Below are 20,415 nucleotides of genomic sequence, written 5' to 3'. Positions count from 1 at the left end.
AAGATCGCTGGCGATCATCGCCTGTCGGAGACCGACGGCACCACCGGGTCGAGCCGTCCCACTGTGAGCGCGACCTGCAACGCGAACGCGTCGCGCGGGGCCAGTGGGGAGAAACCGGTCACCTCGGCGATCCGCTTCAGCCGGTAGCGCACGGTGTTCGGGTGCACGAACAGCGCCCGGGCCGCGCTCTCCAGCGTGCCGCCGGCGGCGAAGAACGCGTCGAGCGTCTCCAGCAGCTCACCGCCGGAGCGGGCCAGCGCCGCGTACACGTCGTGGCGCAGCCGGCGACGGGCCTCGGTGTCCCCGGCCAGTGCGCGTTCCGGCAGCAACTCGTCGGCGGCGACCGGGCACGGCGCGGTCGGCCAGGCCGGCGCGGCCCGGAACCCGGCCAGCGCGGCCCGCGCCGACTCGGTGGCCTCGTCCAGGCTGGGCACCGCCGGGCCGACCACCACCGGCCCCTCACCGAAGGCGGTACGCAGCTTCTCCGTGGCCGCCACCGGATCGGCCGCCCCGCCCAGCACGATGACCAGGCGGTCGCCGTGCACGCCGCCGATCACCTCGACGCCGATCCGGCGGGCCTGCCGGTAGACGGTGTGCAGCACGGCCGCGACCTCGCCGCCGGGGGAGCGGCCCACCGCCACCGCCACCGGCGGCGCGTCGGTCCAGCCCAGCGCGGCGGCGCGGCTGGCCAGCACGTCCGGGGAATCGCCCCGCAGCAGCGCGTCGACAAGCAGCGCCTGCAACCGGGCGTCCCAGGAGCCGCGGCTCTCGGCGGCCCGGGCGTACACCCGTGCGGCGGCGAACGCGATCTCCCGGGAGAAGCGCAGTACCGCCTCCCGCAGCGACTGCTCCTCGCCCGGCACGGCCAGGTCCGACACCTGTTCCTCGACCACGTCGATGGTCACCTTGATCAGCGCCACGGTCTGCTGGAGGCTGATCGAGCGGGCCAGTGCCTGCGGCGCGGCGGCGAAGACCTCGTCCGACACCTCCTGGGTGCGGTCGGTCGCGCCGCCGCCCTGACGCAGCCACTGCACCAGGGAGCGCACGCCGGCCTGGGCGACGAGCATGACCCAGGAGCGCTGGTCGGCGGGCAGCTCACGGAACCACGGCAGCGTCTCGTCCATCCGGGCCACGCTTGCGGTCGCCAGGCCGCCCGCCGCCCGTTCGATGCGGCGCAGCGTCGCCGACGTCTCCGTTCCGCCCGGTTCGCTCACCGCACCAGCCTGACACGGCGTGACCAGCGGATCCACTTCGAGCCGGCGGGCCCGCGGTGGCGTGACGATCTCCACCGGTACGCGCTGACGATCTCGTCCGGCCGGGCCAGTACGGTGTCAGGGCACGCCGGGCCAGACTCCGGCCGGGCGGGCGAGGGCGACGCGTGAGGGGGGCCGGGGATGGCGCAGGGGGAGGCCGAGCACGGTTGCGCCCAGGGTGAGGCCTGCCGGCGGGGCCACGACCAGCCGGCGACTGCCACGCACCCGCGCCGGCCGTGCCTGAGCCATCAGGGCGAGCAGCCTGCGGGCCGGGTGCCGGAGCGCGCCGAGGACGAGCCGGGCGTGCCCCGGCAGCGGGCGGCGGAGCCGGCGCACCCGGCCGACGACGAGCCGTTCGACCGGAACTGCCGCAGCGATCTCGCGGGCTGGGCGGGCGCCCATCGGCACGGCGCGGTACGCCCGCGCAACCGCACCACCCGCCGGGAGCGCCCGCCGCGCCGCTGGTGCTGACGCGCCGCCGGGTGCGGGTCAGCGCGTGCGCCGCCGGACCAGCAGCGCGATGCCGGCCAGCCCGGCGGTGATGACGACCACGATGCCCACGTTGAGCAGCAGCAGCCGCTGGAGTTCACCGAGCGCGGTGTCGATGTTCTGCACCGGGTCGAGCGCCTCCTCCGGAAGCACCCGCTCGCCGCCGCCGATGCCGCCGGCGAGCGTGTCGAACTGCGCCGGCATCGGCACGCCCACCGAGCGCAGCGTCTCGGGCATGTTGAGCCGGCCGAAGAACCAGCCGGCGCGGGTGCTGCTCAGGTCCGGCTGCTTGCCCGGCCGGTAGATCCGGGGACCGCCCTTGGCCAGCGGGAACAGGTCGTAGGTGCGCTGCGGGCCGGCGGCGGCGAGCACCACCACCGTGTACTTCGGACCGAGGTCCTTGGCGGCCGGGCCGCGCAGCTGACCGGTCGTGCCGAGCCACTTGACCTGGTCGACCACCAGGTTGACCTCGTTCGGGCTGACGTCGGCGCGCAGCTGCAACGGCGCGTCGAGCCGCTCGCCGGTGATGTCGACGCCGGTCGGGGCCGGCTTGGGCTTCGGCGCGGCCTGAACCGCTGCCGTGCCGGCCAGGGCCAGCGTGCACGCCAGGGCCGCTACGCTCCCGGTCACGGCGACAAGCAGCCGTCTCACCCTTCGGACCATCGCCGCCTCCTCGCCCCGTTCGATGGCTGGCTTCCGCTGCAGGTCACACTGGACCGGTGTCCACCACAAAGACTCCGCAGAACGGCGCTCGGTTGCAGCTGGTGGAAGAGTATTTGGAACTATCTGCGAGCTGAGACCGACCAACGAGCGGTCGATGATCATCGGCCGGATCCTACCCGGACGGAGGGAATCATGGGGGGCAGGGTCGCCCGTATGACACGTACCTGGGTGGTGGTGCTCGGGGTGGTGGCGGCGTTCGCACTGCTGCCGGCCGCGCCGGCCGCCGCGCACAACTCGCTGACCGGCAGCGATCCGCGCGACGGGGCCCGGCTGGCCGCTGCGCCGGAGCGGATCGAGCTGCGGTTCCTCGCCACGCCGAAGGAGGCGACCACCGAGGTCACCGTCACCGGCCCGGACAACGTGGCCGCTACCGGCGGCGCGCCGACCTTCTCCGGCAAGCGCGTGATCGTGCCGTTCCGGCCGGGCGCGGCCGGCCTCTACATCGTGACCTACCGGCTGGCCTCCGACGACGGACACCCGATCAAGGGGGAGGTCCGGTTCACCCTGACCACCGGCACCCCGGCCGAGTCGCCGTCGGCGACGGTGCCGCCCACCAGCGCCGCGCCGACCGCCGCGCCCACCAGCGCCGCGCCGTCCCCGGCGAGCCCGACCCCGGCCGCCGCCGGGGCGGACGACGACTGGGGTACGGGCTGGCTGTGGGCGGCCGGCGCGGTGGTGGTGCTCGCGGCGCTGGGTGGCGGGCTGCTGTGGCGGCGCCGGGCCACCCGCCGGTGATTGTGGCCAGCGCGCTTCACTCTGCGTGACACTGCTGGCGCAATGTTCGCCGAAAACGCATATGCCTCTGAGTCATAACTATGACTCAGAGGCATATCGCGCAATAGAGGTACCGCTCTCCGGCCACGACACGCCCGAGCGTCGGAACGGGCGCCGGGCCCGCGGCTCAGACCAGGCGTACGCGGGCGGCGCGCAGCCGGGTCAGCGTACGGTCGCGGCCGAGCACCTCAAGCGACTCGAACAGCGGCAGGCCGACGGTGCGCCCGGTGACCGCGACGCGTACCGGTGCCTGCGCCTTGCCGAGCTTCAGCCCGCGCTCCGCGCCGACCGCCTCCAGCGTGGCCTTCAGCGACTCGGCGTCCCAGGACTCCAGCGCCTCGAACGCGACGATCGCCGCGTCCAGCAGGTCGGCGGCGCCCTCCTTCATCGCCTTGGCCCAGGCCGCCTCGTCGATCAGCGGGTCGGCCAGGAACAGGAAGTCGACGTTCGGCACGATCTCGCTGAGCACCGCGATCCGGGTCTGCGCCAGCGGGGCCACCGCCGCGAACGCGGCCGGGTCGAACTCCTCGGGCTGCCACGGCGGCGGGGCGATGGTCCCGGTGCCGGTGAGCCACGGCCGGCACGCCTCGACGAAGTCCGCCACCGGCAGCGCCCGGATGTAGTCGCCGTTGAACGCGCGCAGCTTCTTCTCGTCGAAGAACGCCGGGGACGGGTTGACCTCGTCCAGCCGGAACTCCTCCTCGATCACCGACCAGGGCACGATCTCCCGGTCGCCCGAGGGCGCCCAGCCCAGCAGCATCAGGTAGTTGCGCATCGCGTCGGCGAGGTAGCCCTCGTCCCGGTACGCCTCCAGTGCGACCTTGTCCCGCCGCTTGGACAGCTTCTGCCGCTTCTCGTTCACCACCACCGGCACGTGCGCCCAGACCGGCGGCTTGACGCCGAGCGCGTCCCACAGGAGTTGCTGCTTCGGGGTGTTCGGCAGGTGCTCCTCGGCCCGGATCACGTGGGTGATGCCCATCGACATGTCGTCGACCACGTTCGCCAGCAGGAACACCGGGGAGCCGTCGCCGCGGGCGATGACGAAGTCCTCGATCAGCTTGTTCTCGAACGTCGGCTCGCCGCGGACCAGATCGACGACCACGGTCTCGCCCTCGTCCGGCGTGCGGAAGCGCAGTGCCCGTCCCTCGCCCGGCTCCAGGCCGCGGTCCCGGCAGAAGCCGTCGTAGCCGCGCTGCTGCGGGCCGGTACGCGCCTGCACGTCCTCGCGGGTGCAGTCGCAGTAGTAGGCCCGGCCGCCCTCGTACAGCCGCTGCGCGGCGGCCCGGTGCTCGCCCGCGTACGAGGATTGGAAGTACGGGCCCTCGTAGCTGCCCCGGGCGATGCCGATCCAGTCGAGCGCGGAGAGGATGCCCTCGGTCCACTCGGGCCGGTTACGTGCCGCGTCGGTGTCCTCGATGCGCAGCACGAACACCCCGCCCTGCTGCTTGGCGAAGATCCAGTTCTGCAGCGCCGAGCGGGCACCGCCGACGTGGAACATACCGGTCGGGGAAGGGGCGAAGCGTACACGTACCGTCACGCCCCCCAGCCTACGGCTGACCGCGACGGGTTTCCGGCAGGGGGCCGGGTCAGGGCACCGACTTGATCTTCACGACCAGGGCGCTGCCGAGCAGGGTGACCGCCGCGGTGACCGCGTACAGCGTCGGGTAGCCGCCGAGGTGCACGACGATCGGCGCGGACAGCGCCGGACCGAGCACCTGCGGCGCCGAGTTGGCGATGTTGATCACGCCGAGGTCCTTGGCCCGGTCGGTGGCGGCGGGCAGCACCTGCGTGATCAGCGCGGCGTCCACCGACAGGTAGACGCCGTACCCGGCGCCGAGCAGCAGTGCCGCGACGATCGCCATCGGCCAGGTCGGCGCCGCCGCGAGCAGCACCGCCGCCACCGCCATGATCAGCCCGGAGGTGATCACGAAGACCTTGCGCCGGCCGGAGCGGTCGGACATCCGCCCGGCCACCACTGCGGTGAGCATCATGCCCACCGTGTAGAGCAGGATCAGCACCAGCAGGGAGCCCTCGGGGTCGGCTACCCGTACCCCGTCGGTGAGGAAGTAGAGCAGGTAGAGCGTGCCCAGCGCGTTGCCGGTCTGCACCAGGAACCGGGTGAACCAGGCCCAGGCGAAGTCGGGGTGGCGGCGCGGGCTGATCCACATCGAGGCGAACAGCGAGCGCAGCCGCAGCGGGGAGCGGTGCTCCCGGGGCAGGTGGTCGTCCTGGGTCAGCAGCGCGAACGGCAGCGACAGCAGCAGTACGGCGAGCGCGATCGCGGCGTACCCGGCGGCGTTGCCGGTGACCACGGCGGTCACCAGCACCGCGCCGAGCACCAGGCCCAGCGCCTGCGGGATGCCCACCCAGCCGGACACGCCGCCGCGCTGCGCCACCGGCACCCGGTCCGGGATCGCGGCGGTGAGGCTGGCGAGCATCGCGTTGAAGCAGACCTGCGCCGCCACCCAGGCCACCGCCACCCCGGCGATCGTGTTCTGCCGGGCCAGCAGCACCAGGGCGAGCGCGCCGACCACCGCGCCGAGCGCGGTCCAGACGTGCCGGCGGCCGAAGTGCCGGTTGGCCAGCCGCAGCGAGGTGCGGTCGGACAGCGCCCCGGCGAGCGGGTTCGCCAGCACCGCGGCGAGCGCGCCGATGCCGGTGACCACCGCCAGCATGGCCTCCTTGTCGGCCGGGGCGATTCGTTCCACCTGCTGCGGCAGCAGCACCTGGATCGGGGTGAAGAACGCCATCCAGACGCCCAGGTTCGCCGCGAAGATCAGCGCGATCCAGCCCCGCCGTACCGGGACGGTCGGCTCCGCGAGCGCCGCCGGCAGCGAGGCCGGCGTCGGGTTGACGGTGGTCACCGCCGGACCAGATCCCGGAACCAGGTGTACGACGACTTCGGCGTCCGCCGCTGCGTGGCGAAGTCGACGTGCACCAGGCCGAACCGCTTGGTGAAGCCCTCGGCCCACTCCCAGTTGTCCAGCAGGGACCAGACGAAGTACCCGGTCACCGGCACGCCCCCGGCCATCGCCTCGCGCACCGCGCGGATGTGCCCGTCCAGGTACGCGATCCGCTCCGGGTCGTGCACCCGGCCGTCGGCGTCCGGCGCGTCGTCGTACGCGCAGCCGCTCTCGGTGACCTGGATCGGCGGCAGCGCGTCGCCGTACCGCTCGTGCAGGAGGAGCAGCAGTTCGCGCAGGCCGTCCGGGGCCACCGGCCAGTCGAACGCGGTACGCGGGTAGCCCTCCAGTGGCACGATCTCGAACGGCAGGGGCGAGTCCGCCTCCGGCGCGCGGATGCCGGTCGGGTTGTAGTAGTTGACGCCGAGCACGTCGATCGGGGCGGCGATGACGGCCAGGTCGCCGTCGCGTACCACGCCCGGCTCGGGGCCGAGCGCATCCGGGTAGCCGCGTCCGAGCAGCGGATCGGTGAACAGCCGGTTGTGCAGCGCGTCGTACGCCGTGGCGGCGGCCCGGTCCGCGTCGGTGTCGCCGGCCAGGCGCACCGGGGAGTAGTTGTTGGCGATCGCCACCGGGGACGCGCTGCGGGCGCGCAGCGCGGCGACCGCGAGGCCGTGCCCGAGGAGCTGGTGGTGGGCCACCGGGAACGCGTCGAACAGCAGCGTCCGGCCGGGCGCGTGCTCGCCCGTGCCGTGACCGAGGCTCATGTGGATGAACGGCTCGTTGAGCGTGATCCAGAGCTTCACCCGGTCGCCGAGGCGGGCCGCGGTCAGGTCGGCGTACTCGGCGAAGCGGGCTGCGGTGTCCCGGTTGAGCCAGCCGCCGGCGTCCTCCAGCGCCTGCGGCAGGTCCCAGTGGAACAGCGTGGCGACCGGGTCCACGCCGGCGGCGAGCAGTCCGTCCACCAGCCGGTCGTAGAAGTCCAGCCCGGCGGCGTTGGCCGGGCCGGTCCCGGCCGGCTGGATCCGGGGCCAGGCGATCGAGAACCGGTACGCGGACACCCCCAGCCCGGCCAGCAGCGCGGTGTCCTCGGCGTACCTGTGGTAGTGGTCGCACGCCTGGTCGCCGGTGCTGCCGTCGGCGATCCGGCCCGGGTCGTGGGCGAACGTGTCCCAGATGGACGGACCACGTCCGTCGACCGAGGTCGCGCCCTCGATCTGGTACGCGGAGGTGGAGACCCCCCAGCGGAAGCCGGCGGGGAACTCGGGCATCGGCGCGGTCGTCAAGTCACCCTCCAGAACGTGAAGCGTGCTCGCGACTCTAGGGCTCCGCGGACCGCCGCGCCATAGGCCGAGATGACTGGGTGGCGCAAGGGAGTTCGGCGTGTCTTTTCCGAACCCGTCCGCTTAAGTCCGATTTACACATAGAGTGCCAAATATCGCGGATGTGATTTAAGTGGGGGAAAGATACTCATGATCCTCGTGGAACGAAGCGCGCACGTGGCGGCGCCGGTGGATGTGGTCTGGGACGTCGTGCAGCGCGCCGAGCAGCTGCCGGCCTGGCTGGCGGGAGTCCGCGCGGCCGAGGTCCTGTCCGGGGAGGGATTCGGGCGGCGGCAGCTGGTCCAGGCCGGACGCGGCGCCGCGCACGAGGCCGAGGTGATCGCCTTCCAGGAGCCGACCCTGATCGGCTGGCGCGAACGCGCGAAGGGCGCCGGCGCCCGGGCCGAGGCGCGCACCGAGATCTACGTCCAGCTGACCCCGGACGAGGAGGGCGGCGGCACCGTCGTACGCCTGATCGTCGTGCGGTGGCCCGCCGGACCCGTCAAGGCGGCCCTGCTCCGGCTCGGCCTGCGCCGGGTCGGCGCCGACCTGGAGGACTCGCTGGCCCGGCTGACCGACCTGGCCGCCGTCGGCTGACCGAGCCCGTCCCGGCGTCGCCCGCGATGGTGACGGCCCGGCGTTCCCGCCAGGGACGCCGGGCCGTCGTCGCATCGGGGGACGAGAAGGGCCCGGCGCGCCTGGCGCCGGGCCCTTCTCGCGTGAGGCGTACTAGCTGTCGCCGCCGGTCTCGCCGACCGGGGCGGCGTTGACGTCGTCCAGCGCGTACTTGCGGGCCGCGTCGGCCGGCACGTGCGCCGGCACCACGCCGCGCAGCGCGAGCTGGCGCAGCGTGGCCACCGCCACCGACTCGGCGTCCACGTGGAAGTGGCGGCGCAGCGCGTGCCGCGTGTCCGACATGCCGAACCCGTCGGTGCCGAGCGAGGTGTAGTCCCCGGGTACCCAGCGGGCGATCAGGTCCGGTACCGCGCGCATCCAGTCGCTGACCGCGACCTTCGGCCCGTCGGCGTCGGCCAGCTTCCGCGCGATGTACGGCACCCGCGGCTCCTCGCCCGGGTTGAGCAGGTTGTGCTCCTCGCACTGGACCGCGTCGCGGCGCAGCTCGGTCCAGGACGTCACCGACCACACGTCGGCGGCCACGCCCCAGTCCTCGGCGAGCAGCTGCTGGGCCTTGAGCGCCCACTGCATGCCGGTGCCGGAGGCGAGGATGTTCGCCTTCGGCGCGTCCTCGCCGACCTGCGGCGCGGGGGAGTAGCGGTGGATGCCCTTGACGATGCCCTCGACGTCCACACCCTCCGGCTCGGCCGGCTGGAAGATCGGCTCGTTGTAGACGGTGAGGTAGTAGAAGATGTTCTCCTGCGCCTCGCCGTACATCCGGTGCAGGCCGTTCTCCACGATGTGCGCCAGCTCGAAGGCGAACGCCGCGTCGTAGGAGACCACCGCCGGGTTGGTGGCGGCGAGCAGCAGCGAGTGGCCGTCCTCGTGCTGGAGGCCCTCACCGTTGAGCGTGGTCCGGCCGGCGGTCGCGCCGAGCACGAAACCCCGAGCCATCTGGTCCGCCGCCGCCCAGAATCCGTCGCCGGTGCGCTGGAAGCCGAACATCGAGTAGAAGATGTACAGCGGGATCATCGGCTCACCGTGGGTGGCGTACGCCGTGCCCGCGGCGGTGAAGGAGGCCACCGACCCGGCCTCGTTGATCCCCTCGTGCAGGATCTGGCCGGTCGTCGACTCCTTGTAGGACAGGAACAGGTCCCGGTCGACGGCGGTGTAGCGCTGGCCGTGCGGCGAGTAGATCTTCTGCGTCGGGAACAGCGAGTCCATACCGAAGGTACGGGCCTCGTCCGGGATGATCGGCACCCAGCGCTTGCCGAACTCCTTGTCCTTCATGATGTCCTTGAGCAGGCGGACGAACGCCATCGTGGTGGCGACCTTCTGCTTGCCCGACCCGCGCTTGACGTCGGAGAACCGCTCGCTACCAGGGATGGCCAGCGTCTTGCGCGCGGTGCTGCGCGTGGGCAGGTAGCCGCCGAGCTGCTGCCGCCGGTCCTTCAGGTACGCGATCTCGTCCGACTTCTCGCCCGGGGTGTAGTACGGCGGGAGGTACGGGTTCTCCTCCAGCTGCTTGTCCGGGATGTCCAGGTAGAGGCGGTCGCGGAAGAGCTTCAGGTCCTCCAGCGTCAGCTTCTTCATCTGGTGCGTGGCGTTGCGGCCCTCGAAGTGCGAGCCGAGCGTCCAGCCCTTGATCGTCTTGGCGAGGATCACCGTCGGCTGGCCGGTGTGCTCCATCGCCGCCTTGTAGGCCGCGTAGAGCTTGCGGTAGTCGTGGCCGCCCCGCTTGAGGTTCCAGATCTCGTCGTCGGTCAGCCCTTCGACCATCTTGCGGGTCCGCGGGTCGCGGCCGAAGAAGTGCTCCCGCACGTACGCCCCGGACTCCGCCTTGTAGGTCTGGTAGTCACCGTCGGGCGTGGTGTTCATCAGGTTGACCAGCGCGCCGTCGGTGTCCGCGGCGAGCAGCGGGTCCCACTCGCGGCCCCAGACGACCTTGATGACGTTCCAGCCGGCGCCCCGGAAGAACGCCTCCAGCTCCTGCATGACCTTGCCGTTGCCGCGGACCGGTCCGTCCAGGCGCTGGAGGTTGCAGTTGATCACGAAGGTGAGGTTGTCCAGCTCCTCGCGGGCGGCTACGCCGATCGCGCCGAGCGACTCGACCTCGTCCATCTCACCGTCGCCCAGGAACGCCCAGACGTGCTGCTGAGAGGTGTCCTTGATGCCGCGGTGCTGCATGTAGCGGTTGAACCGCGCCTGGTAGATGGCGTTCAGCGGGCCGAGGCCCATTGAGACGGTGGGGAACTCCCAGAAGTCCGGCATCAGCCGCGGGTGCGGGTACGACGGCAGCCCGCCACCGGGGTGCGACAGCTCCTGCCGGAACCCGTCGAGCTGGTTCTCGCTGAGCCGGCCCTCGAGGAACGCCCGCGCGTACATGCCGGGGGAGGCGTGGCCCTGGTAGAAGATCTGGTCGCCGCCGCCGGGGTGGTTCTTGCCCCGGAAGAAGTGGTTGAAGCCCACCTCGTAGAGGGACGCCGAGCTGGCGAACGTGGAGATGTGGCCACCGACGCCGATCTCCGGGCGCTGCGCCCGGTGCACCAGCATCGCGGCGTTCCACCTGATGTACGCCCGCAGCCGCCGCTCGACGTGCTCGTCACCCGGGAACCACGGTTCGCGCTCCGGCGGGATCGTGTTGATGTAGTCGGTGGTGGTCAGTGACGGCACCCCGACCTGCCGCTCGCGGGCCCGCTCCAGCAGGCGCAGCATGACGTACCGGGCTCGCTTTGTCCCGCGCTCGTCGATGACACCGTCGAGTGACTCAACCCATTCGCTGGTCTCTTCAGGGTCGATGTCCGGAAGCTGGCTCGGCAGACCAGCGGTGATCACCGGGCGCTTGCGTTCCGTAGCCACAGGCGTTCCCTCGGTTTCGTGTGGGATAGGTCTCTAGCGCCATCCTGCCCCCTGGTGGCGCGTGTCGTCACCTCTCCCACCCCCAGACGCGACGCTCAACACAGGTACCCATCAGTAACTTTGCGCGATCGCCGGATGCGCTATCGGCGGACGCGGCGGGGATCCGGGCACTGCGGCAGAATGCGCCGTATGCGCAGTGAGGTGATCACCGTCCGGACCGGCTCCCGTCCGACCGTCCGGGACATCACGAGCGAGGCCGAACGGTTCGTCTCCGGCGCCGGCGACGGACTGCTGCACGTCTTCGTCCCGCACGCCACCGCCGGGCTGGCGATCATCGAGACCGGCGCCGGGTCCGACGACGACCTGCTGCGGGCGCTCGACGACCTGCTCCCCACCGACGACAGGTGGCGGCACCGGCACGGCTCAGCCGGGCACGGCCGCGACCACGTGCTGCCGGCGTTCGTACCGCCGTACGCGACGCTGCCGGTGCTCGGCGGGCGGCTCCAGCTCGGCACCTGGCAGTCGATCTGCCTGGTCGACACCAACGGCGACAACGCCGACCGCCAGGTCCGCTTCTCGTTCCTGGCCGGCTGACGCGCGGACGACCGGGCGGGAGTTTCCGCCGAACAGCGCTTCATGATCGGCAATCGGTTGCACGAGGTGCCTGACCGTTCGGATGAACGAAGATCGACTTCGCCATAACATGAACGGATGGCGCATTCCACCGTTCCCACCGCCCGTGACCGGGCCGGCCTGGCCGGGGAGACCGTGCGCCGGATCCTGCACGTCGCCGCCGCGATGCGGCACCACCAGCACGAGGGGATCGCGGCACTGGGCCTCACCCCGGCGGTCGCCCGGGCGCTGCACGAGCTGGACCCGGACCGCCCGCTCCCGGCCCGCGACCTCGCCGCGCAGCTCGGCTGCGACAGGTCGAACGTCACCGGACTGGCCGACAAGCTGGAGCAGGCCGGGCTGGTGGAACGGCGTACCGACCCGGCCGACCGGCGGCAGAAGGCGCTCGTCGTCACCGGGCGGGGGCGGCAGGTACGCGAGCGGGTCCGCCAGGTGATGTCGGACTCCCGACTCCTCGACGCCCTGAGCACCGAAGAACTGGCCACACTGCGGAACCTGGTGCTCAAGGTCTCCGACGGGGGCTGCCCGACGGAGTGTGGGCAGGTCTGAGCCACGCCGGGCGGAACGTGTCCGAGTGGGCGAGGCGGGCCCGAGTCGGTAATGCTGTCCGCGTGACCACCCCGCACGATCTCGACGACCGGCTCCGAGCCGAACTGGCCGCGCTCGGGGCGCCCGACCAGCGGCGCGACCTGGGCGAACCGCTGCCCGACGGCGGTGCGTTGACCGGGGCGCAGGCACTGGCCCTGTTCGACGCGCAGCTGACCAGCCGGCTGCTCGACCTGGCCGGCCGGTGGCTGTCCGGCTTCGGTGAGGGGTACTACACGATCGAGTCGGCCGGTCACGAGGGCGACGCCGCGGTGGCAGCCGCGCTGCGGCCGACCGACCCCGCGCTGCTGCACGCCCGCTCCGGCGCGTTCTACTGCCTGCGCGTCGCCCAGGCCGGCGGCGCCTTCCCCGTCACCTTCCCGGAGCCGGAGCCGGAGCCGGAGCCGGAGCCGGAGCCGGAGCCGGAGCCGGAACCGGAACCGGAACCGGAACCGGAACCGGAACCGGAAAAGACGGAGGCGGCCAGCCTGCCCGTGGGCGCCGGGATCGTCGTGGACGCGGACGGGGACGCGACTGTCGTCGTACCCGATCTGCCGCAGCCCGCGCCCGACGACGCGTTCGCGGCGGCGGCGCGCGACGTGCTGCGCGGCATCGTCGCCTCCGCCGAGGAACCCGCGGCCGGCGGGCGGGCGAAGGTCTTCGGCCGCGCCGACCTGGCGGTCGTGCCGACCATCTCCGCCGCCGGCTCGCACCTGCCGCGCGCCGTCGGCCTGGGGCTGGCGCTGGAGCGGCTGCGCCGCGGCGCGCGGCCCGCCGACGGCGAGGCCGAGGCGGCGCAGTGGCCCGCCGACGCCGTGGTTGTCTGCGCCTTCGACGACGGCGCGGTCGACCACGCCACGGCCACCGCCGCGCTGAACACGACCGGCTGGTACGACCACACCGGCCTGCGCATCCCGGTGCTGTTCGTCTGCGCGGACAGCGGCGCGTCCGCCGAGGGCTGGGTGGCCACCACGCTGCGGGCCCGGCCCGGCATCAGGTACTTCGCCGCCGACGGCACGGACGTGGCCGCGACCTACCGGGTCGCGGCGGAGGCGGCGGAGTGGGTACGCCGGCAGCGGCGGCCCGCCGTGCTGCACCTGAGCGTGGTCCGCCTGATGGAGCACTGTGACGGCGACGCGGCCCGCGACCCGCTGCTGGCCACCGCGCGGCTGCTGGTGACCTCCGGGTACGCCAGTGGCGAGGAACTGCTCGCCCGCTACGACGAGCGGGGCTGGCAGCTGCGCCGCGTCGCCGAGGAGGTGCTGGACGAGCCGAAGCTCGCCGCCCCGGTCGAGATCGTGCGGGAACTGGCGCCACGCCGGCCGGTGCGGGTGTCCCGCGCGGTGGCCGAGGCGGCGGCGCATGCGGCCGGGCCGGGCGCCGGAGCGCGGGCGGAGGCGTTCGGCGGCAAGCCGCCGGAGCTGACCGGCCCGCTCACGCTGGCGCAGAGCATCAACGCCGCGCTCGCCGACGGCATGCTGGACCATCCCGGTACGGCGGTGTTCGGCCACGACGTCGCCGCCGGGGGCGGGGTGTACGGGGTGACCGAAGGGCTGCGGGACCGGTTCGGGGCGGCGCGCGTGTTCGACACGCTGCCGGACGAGACCTCGATCCTCGGGCTCGGGCTGGGCGCCGGGCTGGCCGGTCTGCTGCCGGTGCCGGAGATCCGCCACCTGACGCTGCTGCACGGCGCCGAGGGCCAGCTCCGCGGTGAGGCGGCCACCATGCGGTTCCTCTCCCGGGGCGCGTTCCGCAACCCGATGGTGGTGCGGGTGCCCGGCCTGGCGAGCCCGGACGGACTCGGCGGCCACGACCGCAACGACGACTCGCTGGGGGCGCTGCGCGACGTACCGGGCCTGGTGGTGGCCGTGCCGGCCCGGCCGGACGACGCCGCGCCGATGCTGCGGACCTGCCTGGCGGCGGCCCGGGTGGACGGCAGCGTCTGCGTGTTCGTGGAGCCGATCGCGCTCTACCACGTGCGCGACCTGTACACGGACGGTGACGACGAGTGGACCGCCGAGTACGCCGAACCGGGCGCCTGGGCCGACCGGCACGTGCCGATAGGCCGGGCCCGCGTGTACGGGATCGGCTCCGCCGAGGACCTCACCATCATTACGTTCGGTAACGGAGTGCGGATGTCGCTGCGCGCCGCCGCCACGCTCGCCGAGGAGGGCGTGGGCAGCCGGGTGGTCGACCTGCGCTGGCTGGCCCCGCTGCCGGTGGCCGACATCATCAGGGAGTCCTCGGCGACCGGCCGGGTGCTGGTGGTGGACGAGACGCGGCGAACCGGCGGGGTGGGCGAGGGCGTGCTGTCCGCGCTCGTCGACACCGGGTACGTGGGCGCCGCGCGCCGCGTAGCCGCACTTGACTCGTTTGTACCATTAGGTCCGGCTGCCCGTCAGGTTCTGGTCTCCGCGGAAGCCATCACCCAGGGTGCCCGTACGCTGCTGGCACGGTAAATTCCGTTCCACCCGGTGCGCCACTTGCGCGGCGAGCCGCAACTGTGTGGACTGAGCCCGACGGTGTCACCCGACGCCACGAGCAGGGATAGATGAGGAGGCACTCGACAGTGAGCGCGACCGCTGGCCAGGCCGACGGGGTACGCAGCCTGGCGGACCGGTTCGGTATCGAGCCGGGCATGGTCGTCATGGAGATGGGCTACGACGACGACGTCGACACCGATCTCCGGGACGCCCTGACCGACCGCTGTGGGGAACTCGTCGACGAGGACACCGACGAGGTTGTCGACGCGGTTCTGGTCTGGCACCGAGACGGCGACGGTGACCTGTTCGAGCTCCTCGTCGACGCCCTCGGGCCGCTCGCGGACAACGGCGTGGTCTGGCTCCTGACCCCGAAGGCCGGCCGCGACGGCCACGTCGAGCCGAGCGAGGTCGCGGAGAGCGCGCAGACCGCCGGGCTCCAGCAGACCTCCACCATCAACGCCGGCCGCGACTGGAGCGGGGCCCGCCTCGTCATGCGTCGCGGGTCCAAGAGCAAGAAGTAGGGCGGCGCCGCACATCCGGCGACCGAGGTCGCCGGGTGTGGCAGGCTGATCATCTCCAGACCCGATCCCGAGGGAGCACGCATGCCCATCGAGGTTGGCGCCGAGGCGCCCGACTTCCTGCTCAAGGACCAGAACAACCAGGAGGTCCGGCTCTCCGACTTCCGCGGTAGCAAGACCGTGCTGCTGGTCTTCTACCCGCTCGCCTTCACCGGCATCTGCCAGGGCGAGCTGTGCGAGGTGCGGGACAACCTCAACGAGTACGTCAACGACGACGTCCAGGTGCTGACCGTCAGCGTCGACTCCGTGTACGCCCACAAGATCTGGGCCGACCGGGAGGGCTACCAGTTCCCGCTGCTGGCGGACTTCTGGCCGCACGGCGCGGTGGCGCAGGCGTACGGCGTCTTCAACGACGTCGCAGGCATCGCCAACCGGGGCACCTTCGTCATCGACAAGGCCGGCGTGGTCCGGTTCGCCGAGATGAACATGCCCGGCGAGGCGCGCGACCAGCAGGGCTGGCGCAAGGCGCTGGCCGAGGCCGTCGCCGCCTGAGTCCCACACCCCAGGCACGTCGTTGCGCGGGGCCGGAGGCGGGCAGGTAAGCTGGCCGCTCCGGCCCGCCGTACGGGCGTTCCGGGCGCGTAGCTCAGTGGGAGAGCACTCGCCTTACAAGCGAGGGGTCGCAGGTTCGAAACCTGCCGCGCCCACCATCTTTCAGCAGGCTGCCTCGGCAGCGTCCGTACGTGTGCCTCGGCGGACCTGCGCTGTGCTCGACCGCATGACGCGGATCAAGAACGGGAGGAAGGCCCAGTTGTCCTCGGTGGTCAACCTCTGACCAGCCGCCCACAGTTCGACGACGCGGAGTTGGTGCGGCTCGACCTCGCCGATCTCCACCGCGAACATGGCCCGGTCACCGATGCGCCGTGTCATCAGCCCGCGGGCGCAGTCATGTGGATGGTCGTGCCCGGCTGGGTAGGTTGCCATCCCTCGGCCAGCGCCTTCCGGACTATCGCCGCGACAGTCGACGGAAGTACGGGGACGACTGGCGTGCCGAACCAGTTGCTTGGATGATCCTGAGACAAGCGGACCAGCAACACCCTGCCCTTGCAGCCGACCTGTTCGACAGCGACAGCGAGTGGAGCCTCACACAGCGCTTGGGCATAGGTCGGTCTGCCGCGTACGCGCCACCTGTAGGTGACCCCGTCCACCGTGATGAGCCGAGAGCCCTTCTTGACCAACGTCATGACGACCCTCCTCGACGTCAGATGCCCGTACCCGCAGATGCCCCACGGCGGCGCGGACACGCTGCGGCCTCATGGCCGCAGAATGCCGTTACGCGGTGCGTCGTTCGTGCTTCGCCCGCGCTAGTGATCGTCGATCATCGGCTCGGCCCACGCGGCATGGTCGAACTCCCAGGTCCAGGTGATGCCGTCGGACCTGCCCGTGGCCGAGTCGACGGCAGCGGCGGTCAGATGCTGCCCTGCGGGCACGATGGCGACCCGTCGCCGGACTCGCTTCGTGTGACGGATCCGGTACTTCAGTCCCTCGATGGCCACCACTCCGCATTCGTTGCCCGGCTGGTCGACGGAGGACGAATCCACTGTCACAGGCCAGCCTTCCTTGTGGGCCTTGTAGAGCCAGACCTCTAGGGCCCGTTGCTTACCCTGGTTCTCTGATACCCGGGCGATGATTTCGATCGGGTCGGTACGGTTGTCCATTTCGTCCTCTGCCGTGGGCTGAGAATGCACCTTGTGGTTCGGGGTTGCGGTCTTTTGAGCGAACCTGGATGACAGTCGCTGATGCCAGTCACACGGCCGGCGTGTGTCGACGCCGGCGGGGCGGCTCGGTTCTAACCTGGCGCGGAGACGGTAGTGACGATCGCCGTTGCCAGGGACGTCGCCTTCTCCTGAGCGATTGCGGTGACCTCGGTGGCAGTGTTCAGTTTGGGCGGCCAGAAGGTGAGCGCCTCGACGCTGATGAGCAGCGAGCCGTGCGCGAAGATCAGCCGCGCGTTGCCGGGCAGGAACGGCATTCCTTCGGCGCTTTCCGGGTTCACCCGGCTCACCGTCGCCGTGGTCAGCCGCGCGCTCGTCGATCCGATGGGCATCGTGCGTGCGCCCCACCGGGCGGTGGCCATCCCGATGTTGAGTGGGAAATCCTTACTCGGGCAACGTGCGGCGCGCGCCGTACGCGCGGCCGCAGCGGCCGCCGAGGCATCGCCCAGACCGATCACCGTGACGTTCAGAAGGGTTGTCGGGGGCTGCACGTCGACGAAGATCCCTACGGGGTTGACCTCCAGGCCCGCGCCCCACACCTGGTCGAACTCCAAGCCGCTCCCGCTCGACCGGTCGGGGTCGGCAATGAGCAGGTCGCAGGGGTTGTAGGGCTCGCCGACCTCGATCGTGCGCTCCCGGATGTCGTCGCCGACATCGGCCCGCTCGACCAGCTGGCGAATCGTCGCCATCAGCGCCTCCTGCTCGGTGGGCGATGCCGACGGTGACGGATCCACGGAGGGTGCCGGAGGCGGTGGCGGGTCGGCTCGTGTGACGCAGCCGGCAAGGCCCAATACCACCAGTACGCCGGCGACGAAGGATCCGCCGCGAACCCGATCAACGATCCCCACGAATCCCCGCTTCCACTCGGGGTGCAGCATATGGCTCATCACGTCCGGCGTTTGCCCGTGCCGTCCGCGGCGAAGGTTTCGTCATCTGGAGTGCGGGAGAAGCGCGGACCGTCTGTGATCTGCCGGAGCGGTCAGGAACTCCAGCCGCCCACGCCGCCGCTGCCGGTGTTGCTGCCGTCCGTACGATTCCGATGGTCGTCGAGCCGGCGGCGTGCCTCGGCGGACGCCCGGAGGTCACGTACCTGGCGGCCGTCCACGCGTGTCTGCCGACGACGACGCAGCAGGCCGACGACGAACACGGCGGCCGCGATGACGAGTACGAGGATCACCCAGCGCATGTCGACCTCCCGGGTCAGATGCCTGCCCCCAGTGTCCGCAGCCGGTCAAGGGCTCGCTCCCTCGCGATCACCGCTGTTTGCGAGACTTTCGGGAGCCGTTGAGGCTGGATGGTCGTTCAGGAACGACTGGGCAGCCGCCTTCGTGGCCGCTACGGCCTCGTTTGTCTGGTCGTACGCCGCGCCCCATCCGACGTACAGCTCCAGGAAGCGATCGGCCACGGGGCGCAGCTCCGGCAACTGGGATTCGGCCGCCTGGCAGTAGATCTCGTGGGCCAGGTCCTCGGCGTCACCCTCTCCCGCAACGATGCTCGCCGCTACCTGACGCATCAGGTGCAGCCGAGCGCCGCGCTCGTCCGGCACCGGCGAGCCGAGTTCGTCCATCGCCTGCCGGAACAGATCGACGGCCTCCCGCGACTGGCCCTTCGACAGGCCGGCGAGCTCACGCAGGCTCGGCGAGTCGACGCCCCGGGTCAGAGCGTGAGCAGCCGCCATCGGCAGGTCGTCGCCGACCGGTGCGCCCATCGTCAGCCGGACGGCGAGGTCGCGCAGGTGCTCCACGCCCGAGAGGCTAGGCGATGGACGAGAGCGGCGTCGGCCGTCGCGGTGCGGTGTGGTGACGGGTCAGCGGATGCCTGCGGCGTGGAGGCGCCGGGTGGCGTCCGGGTCGATGCTGGTCCGCACGAGCGAACCGGGCGCATCCGCGGAACCGGTACTGAACGCGGTCACGACCAGCACGACGGACAGGACCGGCATGAACAGCGTCCGGACCAGCATGGCCCAGCACGCCTTGAGGCCGATCCGGCTGCCGTCCTTGACCCGCACGAGCTGCGTGCCGGTGAGGACCCCGCCGAGCGCCCGGCCGTTGCCGTAGCAGAGGCCGTAGAGCACCGGCACCAGTACGAACAACGCGAGCACCGCCCCGGCGAGGGCACCGCCGGAGAGGGTCACCGCACGGTCCACCACGGACAGGGCGACGACACCTACCGCGACAGCGAACAGGCACACCACGAAGTCGATGAGCCAGGACATGACCTGCGCCATCGTGCCGGCCTTGACATACAGCGTGCCGTTGCCGAACATCGCGATCCGCTTGGCCTTGCGGGCGCCGAGCGCGTGCTCTGCCTGCGCCTGGGCGGCTTCCAGTCGGGTCAGTGGGCGGCCCGCGGCGCGGACTGTCACAGCGTTCTCCTGTTGTATCGCGGGCACGACGTGCGGCTTCGCTGGAACTGGGCACCGTGCCCTGCCGTGTTCCGATGCAGAGTAGTCGACGCCGGCACCGCTCCTGTCCGACGTCGAGGCGATGGCGCGGCGCTTGCTACGTCGCCGGCGTGTTGTACCGGTCCAGCGTCGCCTTGGAGGTCGACGCGTCGCGGAAGACGAACTCCCACGGGCCGGTGTTCACGTCCATGTCCTTGCCGAATCCGACCCACTTCCCGGCCATCCGTCGGCCGGTCGGCTCGGCCAGGAGCTGGATCGCCCCGTGATAGCGGGCGCCCCGGTAGTAACCGGCCGGGTCCGTCTGTTCCACCCAGGTGCCGGTGATGACGGCGCCGTCCACGGTCAGGTCCAGCGACAGGGACGAGGACGCCGATCCGGGCAGGCTGCGCGCGGTCAGCCTGTCGCCGTGCTGCAGCAGGACGACGAAGTGCTGTCCGGCAAAGGACTCCTCCCGGCCGCTGGAGTAGTACTGGTAGCGGCTGAGCCACACGCCCTCGTACGACCTGTGGGCCGTGGCGGACTTCGATGTCGGCGTGGGCGTAGCCAGGCTCGATACGGGTGAGGTCAGGTCGTAGCCACCGTGTTGGTCGTCGGCCACGTGCCCACCGGGCACCGCGGCGAAGCCGAGCAGTGAGATGGGCAGGCCGGTCACGACCTCCAGCGCGCGAGCGTAGACGGGGCGCGGTGCGGCGATCGCACCGGACTCCCATCGCTGGACGAGTCGCTTGTTGGCGTCGTTGGGTTCGCCGACGCGGTGGCCGGCGGCTTGGAGCGCGCGGGCGAAGTCGTCCTGGCTCATGCGCATTCCGGTGCGGACGCCGCGCAGAACCGTGTTGGGGGCGGTCATGCCCGCCACGATAATGCTATGTCGCCTAAATGTCGCCACCTATGGAGTCGGACTGTCGGCTCTCGTGCCGTCGCGATCAGTGACACCCAGACGTCACTGTGGACTGGTGGCGGCTGAGAGGGCCGCCGCGTTTCTCCTGGCGGAGGTGGAGATGCCGAGCACTGGCGACGAACCGTCGATGAGCCGGAGCGAACAGATCCACGCGGTGGACCGAGGGGCGACAAAGAGGCGA

General features: G+C 71.7%; 20 protein-coding genes, 1 tRNA gene and 1 pseudogene. 9 read left to right on the top strand and 13 right to left on the bottom strand.

Annotated features, from left to right (window positions below):
• Positions 1-14: 14 nt before the first annotated feature.
• Positions 15-1,289 carry a CdaR family transcriptional regulator gene (locus tag IRY44_RS22535; protein WP_269697424.1) on the bottom strand — a complete coding sequence of 425 codons (1,275 nt, stop codon included), beginning with the start codon at positions 1,287-1,289 and terminating at the stop codon, positions 15-17.
• A 105-nt stretch (positions 1,290-1,394) separates the two neighbouring features.
• Here IRY44_RS22535 and IRY44_RS22530 point away from each other — a divergent pair, with 105 nt between their 5' ends.
• On the top strand, positions 1,395-1,724 hold the full coding sequence (locus tag IRY44_RS22530; RefSeq protein ID WP_194802229.1) for a hypothetical protein: 330 nt from the start codon (positions 1,395-1,397) through the stop codon (positions 1,722-1,724).
• 18 nt (positions 1,725-1,742) lie between these two features.
• Here the strand turns inward: IRY44_RS22530 and IRY44_RS22525 are convergent, their stop codons facing one another.
• Entirely contained in the window at positions 1,743-2,405 is a 663-nt protein-coding gene (locus IRY44_RS22525; RefSeq protein WP_194802228.1) for a hypothetical protein, read from the bottom strand.
• A 213-nt stretch (positions 2,406-2,618) separates the two neighbouring features.
• Between IRY44_RS22525 and IRY44_RS22520 the strand changes: the two genes are divergently transcribed.
• Entirely contained in the window at positions 2,619-3,200 is a 582-nt protein-coding gene (locus IRY44_RS22520; protein WP_228532612.1) for a copper resistance CopC family protein, read from the top strand.
• A 166-nt stretch (positions 3,201-3,366) separates the two neighbouring features.
• Here the strand turns inward: IRY44_RS22520 and gltX are convergent, their stop codons facing one another.
• From gltX to IRY44_RS22505, 3 genes are read right to left on the bottom strand one after another with little or no spacing between them, the layout of a single operon-like run.
• On the bottom strand, positions 3,367-4,776 hold the full coding sequence (gene gltX / locus IRY44_RS22515) for a glutamate--tRNA ligase (RefSeq protein ID WP_194802226.1): 1,410 nt from the start codon (positions 4,774-4,776) through the stop codon (positions 3,367-3,369).
• A 49-nt stretch (positions 4,777-4,825) separates the two neighbouring features.
• Complete coding sequence (locus IRY44_RS22510) at positions 4,826-6,103, bottom strand: MFS transporter (protein WP_194802225.1); 1,278 nt, start codon at positions 6,101-6,103, stop codon at positions 4,826-4,828.
• Positions 6,100-7,413, bottom strand: a complete 1,314-nt coding sequence (locus tag IRY44_RS22505) for a GH1 family beta-glucosidase (protein ID WP_194802390.1) — start codon at positions 7,411-7,413, stop codon at positions 6,100-6,102. Before IRY44_RS22505 ends, IRY44_RS22510 begins: the two co-directional genes overlap by 4 nt.
• A gap of 201 nt (positions 7,414-7,614) precedes the next feature.
• Between IRY44_RS22505 and IRY44_RS22500 the strand changes: the two genes are divergently transcribed.
• Entirely contained in the window at positions 7,615-8,061 is a 447-nt protein-coding gene (locus IRY44_RS22500; RefSeq protein ID WP_013287829.1) for an SRPBCC domain-containing protein, read from the top strand.
• Positions 8,062-8,193: 132 nt separating this feature from the next.
• On the opposite strand, the gene aceE is transcribed toward IRY44_RS22500, so the two are convergent.
• On the bottom strand, positions 8,194-10,938 hold the full coding sequence (gene aceE, locus IRY44_RS22495; RefSeq protein WP_194802224.1) for a pyruvate dehydrogenase (acetyl-transferring), homodimeric type: 2,745 nt from the start codon (positions 10,936-10,938) through the stop codon (positions 8,194-8,196).
• 189 nt (positions 10,939-11,127) lie between these two features.
• Here aceE and IRY44_RS22490 point away from each other — a divergent pair, with 189 nt between their 5' ends.
• The 6 genes from IRY44_RS22490 (at position 11,128) to IRY44_RS22465 (ending at position 15,867) form a co-directional block, all read left to right on the top strand.
• Complete coding sequence (locus tag IRY44_RS22490) at positions 11,128-11,532, top strand: secondary thiamine-phosphate synthase enzyme YjbQ (protein ID WP_194802223.1); 405 nt, start codon at positions 11,128-11,130, stop codon at positions 11,530-11,532.
• Between the two features lie 117 nt (positions 11,533-11,649).
• Entirely contained in the window at positions 11,650-12,120 is a 471-nt protein-coding gene (locus IRY44_RS22485) for a MarR family winged helix-turn-helix transcriptional regulator (RefSeq protein ID WP_194802222.1), read from the top strand.
• 62 nt (positions 12,121-12,182) lie between these two features.
• Complete coding sequence (locus IRY44_RS22480) at positions 12,183-14,615, top strand: transketolase C-terminal domain-containing protein (protein ID WP_370584990.1); 2,433 nt, start codon at positions 12,183-12,185, stop codon at positions 14,613-14,615.
• Positions 14,616-14,725: 110 nt separating this feature from the next.
• Positions 14,726-15,160 carry a DUF3052 domain-containing protein gene (locus IRY44_RS22475; RefSeq protein ID WP_013287823.1) on the top strand — a complete coding sequence of 145 codons (435 nt, stop codon included), beginning with the start codon at positions 14,726-14,728 and terminating at the stop codon, positions 15,158-15,160.
• 81 nt (positions 15,161-15,241) lie between these two features.
• A complete protein-coding gene (locus IRY44_RS22470; RefSeq protein ID WP_194802220.1) occupies positions 15,242-15,709 on the top strand; it encodes a peroxiredoxin in 468 nt (155 codons plus the stop codon).
• A gap of 83 nt (positions 15,710-15,792) precedes the next feature.
• Positions 15,793-15,867: transfer RNA gene (locus IRY44_RS22465), tRNA-Val, on the top strand.
• A gap of 40 nt (positions 15,868-15,907) precedes the next feature.
• On the opposite strand, the pseudogene IRY44_RS31350 reads toward IRY44_RS22465, so the two are convergent.
• From IRY44_RS31350 to IRY44_RS22435, 7 genes and pseudogenes are all read right to left on the bottom strand, one after another.
• A pseudogene (locus IRY44_RS31350) lies at positions 15,908-16,087 on the bottom strand (hypothetical protein); the annotation flags it as partial.
• A 434-nt stretch (positions 16,088-16,521) separates the two neighbouring features.
• On the bottom strand, positions 16,522-16,875 hold the full coding sequence (locus tag IRY44_RS22460) for a hypothetical protein (protein WP_194802219.1): 354 nt from the start codon (positions 16,873-16,875) through the stop codon (positions 16,522-16,524).
• A 131-nt stretch (positions 16,876-17,006) separates the two neighbouring features.
• Positions 17,007-17,810: a hypothetical protein gene (locus tag IRY44_RS22455; protein WP_228532611.1), complete on the bottom strand. Its 804-nt coding sequence runs from the start codon at positions 17,808-17,810 to the stop codon at positions 17,007-17,009.
• A gap of 101 nt (positions 17,811-17,911) precedes the next feature.
• On the bottom strand, positions 17,912-18,118 hold the full coding sequence (locus IRY44_RS22450; RefSeq protein ID WP_194802218.1) for a hypothetical protein: 207 nt from the start codon (positions 18,116-18,118) through the stop codon (positions 17,912-17,914).
• Positions 18,119-18,163: 45 nt separating this feature from the next.
• The gene (locus IRY44_RS22445) at positions 18,164-18,676 is read right to left on the bottom strand and encodes a hypothetical protein (RefSeq protein WP_194802217.1); all 513 of its coding nucleotides are present in this window, start codon (positions 18,674-18,676) and stop codon (positions 18,164-18,166) included.
• A gap of 63 nt (positions 18,677-18,739) precedes the next feature.
• A complete protein-coding gene (locus IRY44_RS22440; protein ID WP_269697417.1) occupies positions 18,740-19,297 on the bottom strand; it encodes a hypothetical protein in 558 nt (185 codons plus the stop codon).
• Between the two features lie 136 nt (positions 19,298-19,433).
• Positions 19,434-20,192 carry a DNA-binding transcriptional regulator gene (locus tag IRY44_RS22435; protein ID WP_194802216.1) on the bottom strand — a complete coding sequence of 253 codons (759 nt, stop codon included), beginning with the start codon at positions 20,190-20,192 and terminating at the stop codon, positions 19,434-19,436.
• Positions 20,193-20,415: the final 223 nt, after the last annotated feature.

The sequence above is a fragment of the Micromonospora sp. ANENR4 genome, from assembly GCF_015354395.1.
GTDB lineage: Bacteria > Actinomycetota > Actinomycetes > Mycobacteriales > Micromonosporaceae > Micromonospora > Micromonospora aurantiaca.
This window is presented reverse-complemented; position numbering and strand designations above follow the sequence as displayed.